This window comes from Mycobacterium avium subsp. avium (assembly GCF_009741445.1).
In the GTDB taxonomy this organism is placed as follows: domain Bacteria; phylum Actinomycetota; class Actinomycetes; order Mycobacteriales; family Mycobacteriaceae; genus Mycobacterium; species Mycobacterium avium.
Map to the genome: position 1 here is coordinate 1035519 of NZ_CP046507.1, position 12336 is coordinate 1047854.

The window sequence follows — 12336 nt, forward strand, 5'->3', positions numbered from 1 at the left end:
TCGACATGGGAAGATGGGACCCGTGTTGCGTTGGATCACCGCCGGGGAGTCGCATGGCCGCGCGCTGGTGGCCGTGCTGGAAGGCATGGTCGCCGGGGTGGAGATCACCTCCACCGACATCTCCGAACAGTTGGCCCGGCGCCGCCTCGGGTACGGCCGCGGCGCCCGGATGAGCTTCGAGCGGGACGCGGTGAGCGTGCTGTCCGGGGTGCGGCACGGCCTCACCCTGGGCGGACCGATCGCCGTCGAGATCGGCAACACCGAATGGCCCAAGTGGGAAACCGTGATGGCCACCGACCCGGTCGACCCGGCGCAGCTGGCCGACAGCGCCCGCAACGCCCCGCTGACCCGGCCGCGGCCTGGCCACGCCGACTACGCCGGCATGCTCAAGTACGGGTTCGACGACGCCCGGCCGGTGCTGGAGCGGGCCAGCGCCCGCGAGACCGCGGCGCGGGTGGCCGCGGGCACCATCGCCCGGTCGTTCCTGCGCCAGGCGCTCGGCGTCGAGGTGCTCTCGCACGTGATCGCGATCGGCCCGTCGGCGCCGTACGAAGGGCCGCCCCCGGGCCCGGGCGACCTGCCCGCGATCGACGCCAGCCCGGTGCGCGCCTACGACAAGGCGGCGGAACAGGCGATGATCGCCGAGATCGAGGCCGCCAAGAAGGACGGCGACACCCTGGGCGGCGTGGTCGAGGTGGTGGCGCTGGGGCTGCCCGTCGGGCTGGGCTCGTTCACCAGCGGCGACAACCGGCTGGACGGCCAGCTGGCCGCCGCGGTGATGGGCATCCAGGCGATCAAGGGGGTGGAGATCGGCGACGGTTTCGCCACCGCCCGCCGCCGCGGCAGCCAGGCCCACGACGAGATGTACCCCGGCCCCGACGGCGTGGTCCGCTCGACCAACCGGGCCGGCGGGCTGGAGGGCGGCATGACCAACGGCCAGCCGCTGCGGGTGCGCGCCGCGATGAAGCCGATCTCCACCGTGCCGCGCGCGCTGGCCACCGTCGACATGGCCACCGGCGACGAGGCCGTCGCCATCCACCAGCGCTCGGACGTGTGCGCGGTGCCGGCCGCCGGGGTGGTGGTCGAGGCCATGGTGGCGCTGGTGCTGGCCCGCGCGGCGCTGCAGAAGTTCGGCGGCGACTCGCTGGCCGAGACCCGCCGCAACATCGACGCCTACCGGCGGGCGGTCGCCGAGCGCGAGGCGCCGGCCGCCCGGGGAACCGCGTGATGGCGCCCAAAGCGGTGCTGATCGGGCTGCCGGGCTCCGGCAAGTCCACCATCGGGCGGCGGCTGGCCAAGGCGCTCGGGGTGGGTTTCCTGGACACCGATGCGGCCATCGAGCAGCGCACCGGCCGGCCCATCGCCGAGATCTTCGCCACCGACGGCGAGCGGGAGTTCCGCCGCATCGAGGAGGAGGTGGTGCGCGCGGCGCTGACCGAGCACGACGGCGTGCTGTCGCTGGGCGGCGGCGCGGTCACCAGCCCCGGGGTGCGCGAGGCGCTGGCCGGCCACACCGTCGTCTACCTGGAGATCAGCGCCACCGAGGGGGTGCGGCGCACCGGGGGCAACACGGTGCGCCCGCTGCTGGCCGGGCCGGATCGCGCCGAGAAGTACCGCGCGCTGCTGGCCGAGCGCAGCCCGCTGTACCGGCGGGCCGCCACCATCCGGGTCGACACCAACCGGCGCAACCCCGGCGCGGTGGTGCGCTACATCGTGTCGCGGCTGCCCGCCACCGATGCCTGCCGGGCCGCCACATGAGAACCACCCGCGAACCGGTGACCGTGCAGGTGGCCGTCGACCCGCCTTACCCGGTGATCATCGGCACCGGGCTGCTGGGCGAGCTGGACGAACTGCTCGGCGCCCGGCACAAGGTCGCCGTCGTGCACCAGCCCGTACTCGCCGAGACCGCCGAGGTGATCCGAAAGCGGTTGGCGGACAAAGGTGTTGACGCGCACCGCATCGAGATCCCGGACGCCGAGGACGGCAAGGACCTCCCGGTCGTCGGCTTTTTGTGGGAAGTGTTGGGCCGCATCGGAATCGGCCGCAAGGACGCGTTGGTCAGCCTGGGCGGTGGCGCGGCCACCGACGTCGCCGGTTTCGCGGCGGCCACCTGGCTGCGCGGCGTCGACATCGTGCACGTGCCCACCACCCTGCTCGGCATGGTCGACGCCGCCGTCGGCGGCAAGACCGGCATCAACACCGACGCCGGCAAGAACCTGGTCGGCGCCTTCCACCAGCCGCTCGCGGTGCTGGTCGACCTCGCGACGCTACACACGTTGCCGCCCAACGAGTTGGTGGCCGGCATGGCCGAAGTCGTCAAGGCCGGCTTCATCGCCGATCCGGCGATCCTCGACCTCATCGAGGCCGATCCGCGGGCCGCGGTGGACCCGTCCGGCGAGGTGCTGGCCGAGCTGGTCCAGCGCGCCATCGCGGTCAAGGCCGACGTCGTCGCCGCCGACGAGAAGGAGTCGGAGCTGCGCGAAATCCTCAACTACGGGCACACGTTGGGGCATGCGATCGAGCGCCGCGAGCGCTACCGGTGGCGGCACGGCGCGGCAGTGTCGGTGGGCCTGGTCTTCGCCGCCGAGCTGGCCCGGTTGGCCGGGCGGCTCGACGACGCCACCGCGCGGCGGCACCGCACCATCTTGTCCGCGCTCGGCCTGCCGGTCAGCTACGACGCCGACGCGCTGCCGCAGCTGCTGGAATACATGGCCGGGGACAAGAAGTCCCGCGCCGGGGTGCTGCGGTTCGTGGTGTTGGACGGATTGGCCAAGCCGGGCCGGCTGGCCGGCCCGGACCCGTCGCTGCTGGCGGCGGCGTATGCCGCCCTGGCCGACGAGGACGCCTCATGATCGTGCAGGTGATCAACGGCCCGAACCTGGGCCGGCTGGGCCGGCGCGAGCCCGACGTGTACGGCGACACCACGCACGACCAGCTGGCCGCGCTGATCGAGGCCGAGGCCGCCGCGCTGGGGCTGAAAGCCATTGTGCGGCAAAGCGACAGCGAAGCCGAACTGCTGGACTGGATCCACGGGGCGGCCGACGCGAACCAGCCGGTGATCCTCAACGCCGGCGGTCTGACCCACACCTCGGTGGCGTTGCGTGATGCGTGCGCGGAGCTGAGCGCCCCGCTGATCGAGGTGCACATCTCGAATGTGCATGCGCGCGAAGAGTTTCGGCGGCATTCCTACCTGAGCCCGGTGGCCACCGGGGTGATCGTCGGGCTAGGGGTGCAGGGCTATCTGCTCGCCCTGCGCTACCTGGCCGGCCGGCCCGCCTAGGCCTTGCCGGGTTCGCCGCCCGGTTCGGGCTCGGTGCGGATCACCTCGGTCTTCGGGTCGTCCCCGGCGCTGGGGATCGTCTCGGTGGGCGATTCGGCCTCCCGCTCGGCGGTGGCGACCGCCGCGGTGTGCGCCTCGGTCTGGGCGCCGGCCGCGGGAATCTCGCCGGTGGGCGCGTCGTCGCCGCGCACCGCGGAGAAAACGTCGGTGTCGGCGCGCTCGTCGTCGTGGCCGGGCCGGCGCGGCGGCGGGTTGCGGTCCACCCGCCAGCGGCCGATGGTCACGCCGATGATGCCGGGCAGAAAGACGCACAGCGCGGTGAACGCCGCGAACGTCGTCACCTCGTTGATCAGCCCGCCGGTGTAGAGGCCCTTGTACACCAGGGCGATCAGCCAGGAGACGGCGCCGCTGAGCACGCCCGCGACCAGGCCGGCCAGCAGCCAGGTCATCGCCAGGTCGCCGCGGCGGTCCGGGTCGGGGTTGGCGATCGCGTCGGCCCGGCCGTCGAACACGCCCCAGACCGCCACCGCGATGACGAACAACAGCAGCAGCACCACGCTGAACAGCCCGGCCTGCGTCTGCCACGCGTTGATCAGCGCACCCTGGAACAATCGGACGACGACCATCGCCGCGGCGTACACCAATCCGCGCAGCATCCAGTTACTCATGGCCCAAAAGCGTAGCGAGTACCGTCAAGACCCGTGACACATTCTCAACGCCGGGACCGGCTCAGGGCACGACTCGAGGCCGACGGACTGGATGCGCTGCTGGTCACGGACCTGATCAACGTCCGCTACCTGTCCGGATTCACCGGCTCCAACGGCGCGTTGCTGGTGTTCGCCGACGACCGGCCCCCGGTGCTGGCGACCGACGGCCGGTACCGGACCCAGGCCGCCGAGCAGGCCCCCGACCTCGACGTCGCCATCGAACGCGCGCTGGGCCGCTATCTGGCCGGCCGCGCCGCCGAGGCGGGCGCACGCACCCTGGGCTTCGAGAGCAACGTGGTCACCGTCGACGGATTCGACGCCCTGACGGGTGAGCTGGACGGCCGCAAGGCGGCCACCGAGCTGGTCAAGGCCGCCGGCACCGTCGAGGCGTTGCGCGAGGTCAAGGACGCCGGCGAGGTCGCGCTGCTGCGGCTGGCCTGCGAGGCGGCCGACGCCGCGCTCACCGCGCTGGTGGACGGCGGCGGGCTGCGGCCCGGCCGGACCGAACGCGAGGTCAGCCGGGAGCTGGAGGCGCTGATGCTCGACCACGGCGCCGACGGGATCTCCTTCGAGACCATCGTGGCGACCGGCGCCAACTCGGCGATCCCGCATCACCGCCCCACCGACGCGGTGCTGGCCGACGGCGACTTCGTCAAGATCGACTTCGGGGCGCTGGTCGGCGGCTACCACTCCGACATGACCCGCACCTTCGTGCTGACCAAGGCGGCCGACTGGCAGCTGGAGATCTACCGGCTGGTCGCCGACGCGCAGCGGGCCGGCCGGGAGGCGCTGCGGGCCGGCGCCGACCTGCGCGAGGTGGACGCCGCGGCCCGCCGGGTGATCGCCGACGCCGGCTACGGCGAGCAGTTCAGCCACAGCCTGGGCCACGGCGTCGGGTTGGAGATCCACGAGGCGCCGGGCATCGGCGCCACCTCCACCGGCACGCTGCGCGCCGAATCGGTGGTGACCGTGGAGCCCGGCGTCTATCTGCCCGGCCGCGGCGGCGTGCGCATCGAGGACACGTTGGTGGTGCCGCCGGAGACCGCCGGCAAGCCCCCCGAGCTGCTGACCAGGTTCCCCAAGGAGCTGGCCGTCCTGGCCTGACGCCCGCCGGCGCCCTCTAAACTGGCCGACAAGTCCCACGACGGCCGCACCGCCGGCCGTCCATCCCCGAGGAGATATAGGCGCACCGTGGCAAGCACTGCCGATTTCAAGAATGGACTGGTCCTGGTGATCGACGGCCAGCTGTGGCAGATCGTCGAGTTCCAGCACGTCAAACCCGGCAAGGGCCCGGCGTTCGTGCGGACCAAGCTGAAGAACGTGCTGTCCGGCAAGGTCGTCGACAAGACCTACAACGCGGGGGTGAAGGTGGAGACCGCCACCGTCGACCGCCGCGACACCACCTACCTGTACCGCGACGGCAGCGACTTCGTCTTCATGGACAGCCAGGACTACGAGCAGCACCCGCTGCCCGAGTCGCTGGTGGGTGACGCGGCCCGGTTCCTGCTGGAGGGCATGCCGGTGCAGGTGGCGTTCCACAACGGGTCGCCGCTGTACATCGAGTTGCCGGTGTCGGTCGAGATGGAGGTCACCCACACCGAGCCCGGCCTGCAGGGCGACCGGTCCAGCGCGGGCACCAAACCCGCCACCGTGGAAACCGGCGCGGAGATCCAGGTGCCGCTGTTCATCAACACCGGCGACAAGCTGAAGGTGGACACCCGCGACGGCAGCTACCTGGGGCGCGTCAACGCGTGAGCAAACCCCTGAGGGGACGCCATCAGGCCCGCAAGCGCGCGGTCGACCTGCTGTTCGAGGCCGAGGCGCGGGGGTTGAGCCCGGCCGAGGTGGTCGACGTCCGGACCGGCCTGGCCGACACCAACCCCGAAGTGGCGCCCCTGCAGCCGTACACGGCCGCGGTGGCCCGCGGGGTGGGCGACCACGCCGCCCACATCGACGACCTGATCAGCTCGCACCTGCAGGGCTGGACGCTGGACCGGCTGCCCGCCGTGGACCGCGCCATCCTGCGGGTGGCGGTGTGGGAGCTGCTGTACGCCGACGACGTGCCCGAGCCGGTCGCCGTCGACGAGGCCGTCCAGCTGGCCAAGGAGCTGTCCACCGACGACTCGCCGGGCTTCGTCAACGGCGTGCTGGGCCAGGTCATGCTGGTGACGCCGCAGATCAGGGCGGCCGCCCGGGCGGTGCGGGGTCCCCGGGACACGTGACCCGGTTGGAGCTGCGCCTGGTCGTCGCGGCCGTGCTGGCGGCGACGGTGGTGGTGGGCGCGGTGGTGTGCGCCGCCTACCACCTGAGCATCGTCGCCTCGGTGCTGGCGATCCACGCCCTGGGCGTGGGCGCCTGGCTGTATCACTGCGTCGAACGGGTGGCGGTGGCCCGCCGGATCAGCACCGTGCGCTCGGCGGCCACGCCGCTGCGGCCGCTGCTGCCGGTGATGGCCGCGATCATGGGCCTGACCCAGGGCGTGGTGCGCTCACTGTCCGACGTCACCGAGCTGCCGGCCCGCCGCTGGGAGCTGCCCGTGCTGCGCTGGGTGGACGGCGGCCGGGGTAACCGGCGGGTGATCGACGGTGACGACGAGCCGGATCGCTGACCAAGCTGAGGTGAAACGACCACGGGCGGGGGCGCGGCGGGATGACAATACGAGCTGGACTGCAGCGGCGGCGATGCGAGAAGAGCAGGTGAGGTCATGATCCGATACAGCACCCAGCCGCGACGGCTGCGGGTGTCCGCGCTGGCGGCCGTGGCCAACCCGTCGTACGCCCGGGTGGACACCTGGAACCTGCTCGACGACGCCTGCCGGCACCTCGCCGAGGTCGACCTGGCCGGGCTGGACAAGACGCACGACGTGGCCCGGGTGAAGCGCCTGCTGGACCGCATCGCCGCCTACGAGCGCTACTGGCTGTACCCCGGCGCGGAGAACCTGGCGATCTTCCGCGCCCACCTGGAGAGCCTGTCCACGGTGCGGCTCACCGAGGAGGTCTCCCTGGCGGTGCGGCTGTTGAGCGAATACGGCGATCGCGCAGGGCTTTTCGACACGTCGGCGCCGCTGGACGACCAGGAGCTGGTGGCCCAGGCCAAGCAGCAGCATTTCTACACCGTGCTGCTGGCCGACGACGCCCCGAGCACCGCACCGGACAGCCTGGCCGAATGCCTGCGGGCGCTGCGCAACCCGTCCGACGACGTGCAGTTCGAGATCCTGGTGGTGCCCAGCGTCGAGGACGCCATCACCGCGGTCGCGCTGAACGGCGAGATCCAGGCCGCGATCATCCGCGACGACCTGCCGCTGCGCTCCCGCGACCGGCTGCCGCTGATGAACACCCTGCTCGGGCCCAACGAGGACGCGGACGGCGTCATCCCCGACCGCGCCAACGACTGGGTGGAGTGCGGCGAGTGGATCCGCGAGCTGCGCCCGCACATCGACCTGTATCTGCTCACCGACGAGTCGATCGCGGCGGGCGACGACACCGAACCCGACGTCTACGACCGCACCTTCTACCGGCTCAACGACGTCACCGACCTGCACAGCACGGTGCTCGCCGGGCTGCGGAACCGTTATGCCACACCGTTTTTCGACGCGCTGCGGGCGTACGCGGCGGCCCCGGTCGGCCAGTTCCACGCGCTGCCGGTGGCGCGCGGGGCCAGCATCTTCAACTCCCGCTCGCTGCAGGACATGGGGGAGTTCTACGGCCGCAACATCTTCATGGCCGAAACCTCCACCACCTCCGGCGGCCTGGACTCGCTGCTGGACCCGCACGGCAACATCAAGAAGGCGATGGACAAGGCGGCCAAGACGTGGAACGCCGACCACACCTACTTCGTCACCAACGGCACGTCGACCGCCAACAAGATCGTCGTGCAGTCACTGACCCGGCCCGGCGACATCGTGCTGATCGACCGCAACTGCCACAAATCGCACCACTACGGGCTGGTGCTGGCCGGGGCGTACCCGCTGTACCTGGACGCCTATCCGTTGCCGCAGTTCGCGATCTACGGGGCGGTGTCGCTGCGCACCATCAAGCAGACCCTGCTGGACCTGGAGGCGGCCGGGCAGCTGCACCGGGTGCGGATGCTGCTGCTGACCAACTGCACCTTCGACGGCGTGGTCTACAACCCGCTGCAGGTCATGCAGGAGGTGCTGGCGATCAAGCCGGACATCTGCTTTTTGTGGGACGAGGCGTGGTACGCGTTCGCCACCGCCGTGCCGTGGGCCCGGCAGCGCACCGCGATGGTGGCCGCCGAGCGGCTCGAGCAGATGCTGGCCTCGCCGGATTACGTTGAGCAGTACCGGAAATGGGCCGCGTCGATGCAGGGCGTGGACCGTTCGGAGTGGATCGAGCGGGAGCTGCTGCCCGACCCGGCCACCGCCCGGGTGCGGGTCTACGCCACCCATTCCACGCACAAGTCGCTCTCGGCGCTGCGCCAGGCGTCGATGATCCACGTGCGGGACCAGGATTTCAACGCGCTCACCCGCGACGCGTTCGGTGAGGCGTTTTTGACCCACACCTCGACCTCGCCCAACCAGCAGCTGCTGGCGTCGCTGGATCTGGCCCGCCGCCAGGTCGACATCGAGGGCTTCCAGCTGGTCCGGCAGGTCTACGACATGGCGCTGGTGTTCCGGCACCGGGTCCGCAAGGACCGGTTGATCAGCAAGTGGTTCCGCATCCTCGACGAGTCCGACCTGGTGCCCGAGGAGTTCCGGGCGTCGTCGGTGAGCTCCTACCGCGAGGTTCGGCAGGGGGCGCTGGCCGAGTGGAACGAGGCGTGGCGCTCCGACCAGTTCGTGCTGGACGCCACCCGGGTCACCCTGTTCGTCGGCGCCACCGGCATGAACGGGTACGACTTCCGGGAGAAGATCCTGATGGAGCGCTTCGGCATCCAGATCAACAAGACCTCGATCAACAGCGTGCTGCTGATCTTCACCATCGGCGTCACCTGGTCCAGCGTCCACTATCTGCTCGACGTGTTACGAAGGGTGGCAACGGATTTCGATCGCATCCAGAAGGAGGCCAGCGCCGCCGACCGGGCGCTGCAACGACGCCACGTCGAGGAGATCACCGAGGACCTGCCGCACCTGCCCGACTTCAGCGAATTCGACGTCGCCTTCCGGCCGGTCGACGAATGCAACTTCGGCGACATGCGGTCGGCGTTCTACGCCGGGTACGAGGAGTCCGACCGCGAGCACGTGCTGATCGGCACGGCCGGGCGGCGGCTGGCCGAGGGCAAGAACCTGGTGTCGACCACCTTCGTGGTGCCCTACCCGCCGGGTTTCCCGGTGCTGGTGCCCGGCCAGGTGGTGTCCAAGGAGATCGTCTACTTCCTGGCCCAGCTCGACGTGAAGGAAATCCACGGCTACAACCCGGATTTGGGGCTGTCGGTGTTCACCGACACCGCGCTGGCGCGGATGGAGGCGCAGCGCAACGCCGCGACCGCCGCGGTGGGTTCGGTGACCGCGGCCTTCGAGTTGCCCGCGGACGCCTCCGGCGGCAACGGCGCGCACAACGGCGCCGGCGCGGTGCCGTCGGTCGCCGACGGAGGCTGAGCTCTCAGCCGGTGGCCGGGGTCGGCCCGGCGGGGCAGGTGGTGCGGGCCGAGGTGTGCGGGGCGCTCACCGCCAGTCGGCCACGCCGCGGTGGATGCCCCGGATGAGGGCGTCCCGGCCGGCCGCGGCCTGGTCCCGGCAACTCGAACTCAGCGTGCCGAACGGGCTCGGGTCGGCGCCGGCCGGCGCCGCCACCAGCACCCCGGAGCCCACCGCGACGACGGCGGCGACCAGCATCCGGGCCATCGCTCGATGCTCACGGCGCGGCGGGCGTGCAGTACCAACCATGTCGGTGCCAGCCTAGGACGGGGCCGCTGAGAGGCCGCTGAGAAGCGCACCGTTCTCGGTGTTCTCCGGCGGGCCGCGGGCCTGCAGAATCGAAGGCGTGCACCTGGGTATCTCCGCCCGCTCGGCGGCGGTCGCGGCGATCGTCGTCTTCTGCGCGCTGACGGTGGCCGGCGCGGGATTGGACGCCATCCTGTACCGGTCGTTGCTGTCCGGCGTGGATTACGCTGCGGCCGAACGGGTTCGCGACATCGCCAAGGCGCTGCAGTCGGATTCGCGCGAGGAACTCGACAACGCCCTCCTGACCACCGACCAGCGGGTGGTGGCCACCCAGTTGATCGGTCCGGACGGCAGCGTGGTCAAGCGGTCCGGCTCCGCGCCGGCCACCCCGTTGGTGCCGACCGCCGATTTCGACTTCACCCTGCGCCGCGGCCTGCCCGACGACGCGGTGTCCGGCGACGACATGCGGGTCAGCGGCCAGAAGGTCGCCACACGGTCGGGGGTGTACACGGTGCTGGTCGGCGGGGGCAGCGAGGCGGTCGAGGCGACCGCACGCACCCTGGGGATCCTGTTGGCCACCACCGCGCCGGTCATCGTCGCGGTGGCGGCCGGCGCGACGTACTGGCTGGTGCGCCGATCGCTGAAGTCGGTGGACGCGATCCGCGCCCGGGTGACCGACATCTCGGCGTCGGACCTGGCCGAGCGGGTGCCGGTCCCGGACGGCCGCGACGAGATCGCGGCCCTGGCGGTCACCATGAACGAGATGCTGTCCCGGCTGGAAGCGGGACACCGTGCGCAGCAACGCTTTGTCGGCGACGCGTCGCACGAGCTGCGCAGCCCGCTGACCACCATCATCTCCGGGCTGGAGGTGGCCGAGGCGCACCCCGAGCTGCTGGACGCCGAGCTGGCGGTCAACACCCTGCTGCCCGAGGCGCACCGGATGCGCGCCCTGATCGACGACCTGCTGCTGCTGGCCCGCGCCGACGAGCGAAACCTGTTGCGGCGCAAGGAGCCGGTGGCCCTCGACGATCTCGCCGAGGCGGAAGCCGCCCGGGTGCGCCGCGACGCCGACTGCGCGGTCCACACCGATATCCGCCCCGCGCGGCTGCTCGCCGACCCGGCAGCCATGACGCGCATGATCCGCAACCTGGTGGATAACGCTGTGCGCCACGCGGTTTCGTGCGTCGCCATCGAGGTCGGCAGCCGTGACGGGACGGCGGTGCTCACCGTCGGCGATGACGGCCCGGGCATACCGCCGGCGCAGCGGAGCCGGGTGTTCGAGCGGTTCGTGCGGCTGGACACCGATCGCGCGCGCAGCGGCGGTGGGGCCGGGCTGGGCCTGGCCATCGTCGCCGAGGTGGTCGCGGCGCACGGCGGCACCGTCACCATCGGGGACCGGCCGGGCGGGGGCACCACCCTGACGGTGGCCCTGCCGCAACACCCGGCTCAGCACAGCAGCCGGTAACCGACCCCCCGGATCGTCTCAATGGTGTTGGTGCCGAACGGAACATCGATCTTGCGGCGCAGGTAGCCCACGTACACCTCGACCACGTTGTCCGGCCCGTGGTGATGCGCGTCCCACACGTTCGCCAGGATGTCGGCCTTGGTCACCACCACGTCCTTGTTGCGCATCAGGAACTCCAGCACCCCGTACTCGCGCGGCGTCAGCGCGATCGGCGTGGAGCCGCGCTGGACGGTGTGCCGGGCCGGATCCAGCGACAGCGACCCGGCCGTTAGCACCACCGGCCGCTCCGGCGCGCCGCGGCGCACCAGCGCCCGCAGCCGCGCCACCAGCACCCGGAACGAAAACGGTTTGGTCAGATAGTCATCCGCACCCAGATCGAAGGCGTCGGTCTCGTCGTACTCGCCGTCCTTGGCGGTCAGCATGAGCACCGGTGTCCACACGTTGTTCGACCGCATCCGCCGCAGCACCTCGTACCCGCTGCGGCCGGGCAGCATGATGTCGAGAATGACGACGTCGAAAGGGTTTTCGGTGGCCTCGGCCAGGCCGTCGACGCCGTTGCCGACGGTCACCACCACGAATCCCTCCGCCTTGAGTCCCCGCGCCACCGTCGCCGCCAGCCGGGGCTCGTCCTCGACGAGCAGGACTTTCATGCGTTCACGCTACGTCGACCCCCGCTAGTCGGGCCAGCGGGCCTCGATGAGCACCTCGGCGAACGGGCCGCCCATCCGGGCGAACCGGTTCGTCGCCACCCACAGCACGCCCGGATGCTCCAGCCTGATGCGCACCGGGTGGCCGCGCAGTGTCTCGCCGGGATCGGTGTGGCTGACGAACGTCGTCGGCCGGGTCAGATCGACGTCGACCGTCCAGCCGGGCCAAGGGGATTCGAAGAAATCGCGGTTGAACCACATGGTGGGGCATTCGTGGATCGGCTGTTCCCGCAAGCCCATCGGGGGAAGCATCATCAGCGGCGCCCCGACCCGCTGCCGTGGCACGGGTGGCATGCCCGCTCCTTCGTCCGGTCCTGATTTGGTCTCGCCGCCGA

At 71.4% G+C, this 12336-nt stretch carries 14 protein-coding genes; 10 read left to right on the top strand and 4 right to left on the bottom strand.

What is annotated here, in order from left to right; all coding sequences use genetic code 11:
* Positions 1-22: 22 nt before the first annotated feature.
* Genes aroC through aroQ form a run of 4 tightly spaced genes read left to right on the top strand, consistent with a single transcriptional unit; the run spans position 23 to position 3280 of the window.
* The gene (gene aroC, locus MAA44156_RS05185) at positions 23-1228 is read left to right on the top strand and encodes a chorismate synthase (protein WP_029248527.1); all 1206 of its coding nucleotides are present in this window, start codon (positions 23-25) and stop codon (positions 1226-1228) included.
* The gene (locus tag MAA44156_RS05190; RefSeq protein WP_003872632.1) at positions 1228-1758 is read left to right on the top strand and encodes a shikimate kinase; all 531 of its coding nucleotides are present in this window, start codon (positions 1228-1230) and stop codon (positions 1756-1758) included. Before aroC ends, MAA44156_RS05190 begins: the two co-directional genes overlap by 1 nt.
* Entirely contained in the window at positions 1755-2852 is a 1098-nt protein-coding gene (aroB, locus tag MAA44156_RS05195; protein ID WP_003877609.1) for a 3-dehydroquinate synthase, read from the top strand. Before MAA44156_RS05190 ends, aroB begins: the two co-directional genes overlap by 4 nt.
* Positions 2849-3280: a type II 3-dehydroquinate dehydratase gene (gene aroQ, locus MAA44156_RS05200; protein ID WP_003872630.1), complete on the top strand. Its 432-nt coding sequence runs from the start codon at positions 2849-2851 to the stop codon at positions 3278-3280. The genes aroB and aroQ overlap by 4 nt, the downstream gene beginning before the upstream one ends.
* Here the strand turns inward: aroQ and MAA44156_RS05205 are convergent.
* On the bottom strand, positions 3277-3948 hold the full coding sequence (locus MAA44156_RS05205) for a B-4DMT family transporter (RefSeq protein WP_003877611.1): 672 nt from the start codon (positions 3946-3948) through the stop codon (positions 3277-3279). The two genes, aroQ and MAA44156_RS05205, sit on opposite strands and share 4 nt — an antisense overlap.
* A gap of 33 nt (positions 3949-3981) precedes the next feature.
* Here MAA44156_RS05205 and MAA44156_RS05210 point away from each other — a divergent pair, with 33 nt between their 5' ends.
* From MAA44156_RS05210 to MAA44156_RS05230, 5 genes are all read left to right on the top strand, one after another.
* Entirely contained in the window at positions 3982-5091 is a 1110-nt protein-coding gene (locus tag MAA44156_RS05210; RefSeq protein WP_003872628.1) for a M24 family metallopeptidase, read from the top strand.
* Positions 5092-5178: 87 nt separating this feature from the next.
* On the top strand, positions 5179-5742 hold the full coding sequence (gene efp, locus MAA44156_RS05215) for an elongation factor P (RefSeq protein ID WP_003872627.1): 564 nt from the start codon (positions 5179-5181) through the stop codon (positions 5740-5742).
* A complete protein-coding gene (nusB, locus tag MAA44156_RS05220; RefSeq protein ID WP_003872626.1) occupies positions 5739-6209 on the top strand; it encodes a transcription antitermination factor NusB in 471 nt (156 codons plus the stop codon). The genes efp and nusB overlap by 4 nt, the downstream gene beginning before the upstream one ends.
* On the top strand, positions 6206-6595 hold the full coding sequence (locus tag MAA44156_RS05225) for a hypothetical protein (RefSeq protein ID WP_009977697.1): 390 nt from the start codon (positions 6206-6208) through the stop codon (positions 6593-6595). Before nusB ends, MAA44156_RS05225 begins: the two co-directional genes overlap by 4 nt.
* Positions 6596-6691: 96 nt before the next feature.
* The gene (locus MAA44156_RS05230) at positions 6692-9544 is read left to right on the top strand and encodes an aminotransferase class I/II-fold pyridoxal phosphate-dependent enzyme (RefSeq protein WP_009977695.1); all 2853 of its coding nucleotides are present in this window, start codon (positions 6692-6694) and stop codon (positions 9542-9544) included.
* Positions 9545-9610: 66 nt separating this feature from the next.
* Here the strand turns inward: MAA44156_RS05230 and MAA44156_RS05235 are convergent, their stop codons facing one another.
* Positions 9611-9790: a hypothetical protein gene (locus MAA44156_RS05235; protein WP_009977693.1), complete on the bottom strand. Its 180-nt coding sequence runs from the start codon at positions 9788-9790 to the stop codon at positions 9611-9613.
* Positions 9791-9890: 100 nt separating this feature from the next.
* Here MAA44156_RS05235 and MAA44156_RS05240 point away from each other — a divergent pair, with 100 nt between their 5' ends.
* On the top strand, positions 9891-11294 hold the full coding sequence (locus tag MAA44156_RS05240) for a HAMP domain-containing sensor histidine kinase (protein WP_029248526.1): 1404 nt from the start codon (positions 9891-9893) through the stop codon (positions 11292-11294).
* On the opposite strand, the gene MAA44156_RS05245 is transcribed toward MAA44156_RS05240, so the two are convergent.
* Together MAA44156_RS05245 and MAA44156_RS05250 are read right to left on the bottom strand one after the other, a co-directional pair.
* Positions 11276-11944, bottom strand: a complete 669-nt coding sequence (locus MAA44156_RS05245) for a response regulator transcription factor (RefSeq protein ID WP_009977689.1) — start codon at positions 11942-11944, stop codon at positions 11276-11278. The two genes, MAA44156_RS05240 and MAA44156_RS05245, sit on opposite strands and share 19 nt — an antisense overlap.
* A 24-nt stretch (positions 11945-11968) precedes the next feature.
* Positions 11969-12286 carry a hypothetical protein gene (locus MAA44156_RS05250; protein ID WP_009977687.1) on the bottom strand — a complete coding sequence of 106 codons (318 nt, stop codon included), beginning with the start codon at positions 12284-12286 and terminating at the stop codon, positions 11969-11971.
* Between the last annotated feature and the right edge of the window lie 50 nt (positions 12287-12336).

What these genes read in the sequence shown, in the direction of transcription:
- MAA44156_RS05190 (WP_003872632.1), top strand. Translation starts at nt 1,228, where the DNA reads ATGGCGCCCAAAGCGGTGCTGATCGGGCTGCCGGGCTCCGGCAAGTCC.
- aroB (WP_003877609.1), top strand. Translation starts at nt 1,755, where the DNA reads ATGAGAACCACCCGCGAACCGGTGACCGTGCAGGTGGCCGTCGACCCG.
- aroQ (WP_003872630.1), top strand. Translation starts at nt 2,849, where the DNA reads ATGATCGTGCAGGTGATCAACGGCCCGAACCTGGGCCGGCTGGGCCGG.
- MAA44156_RS05205 (WP_003877611.1), bottom strand. Translation starts at nt 3,948, where the DNA reads ATGAGTAACTGGATGCTGCGCGGATTGGTGTACGCCGCGGCGATGGTC.
- MAA44156_RS05230 (WP_009977695.1), top strand. Translation starts at nt 6,692, where the DNA reads ATGATCCGATACAGCACCCAGCCGCGACGGCTGCGGGTGTCCGCGCTG.
- MAA44156_RS05235 (WP_009977693.1), bottom strand. Translation starts at nt 9,790, where the DNA reads ATGGCCCGGATGCTGGTCGCCGCCGTCGTCGCGGTGGGCTCCGGGGTG.
- MAA44156_RS05245 (WP_009977689.1), bottom strand. Translation starts at nt 11,944, where the DNA reads ATGAAAGTCCTGCTCGTCGAGGACGAGCCCCGGCTGGCGGCGACGGTG.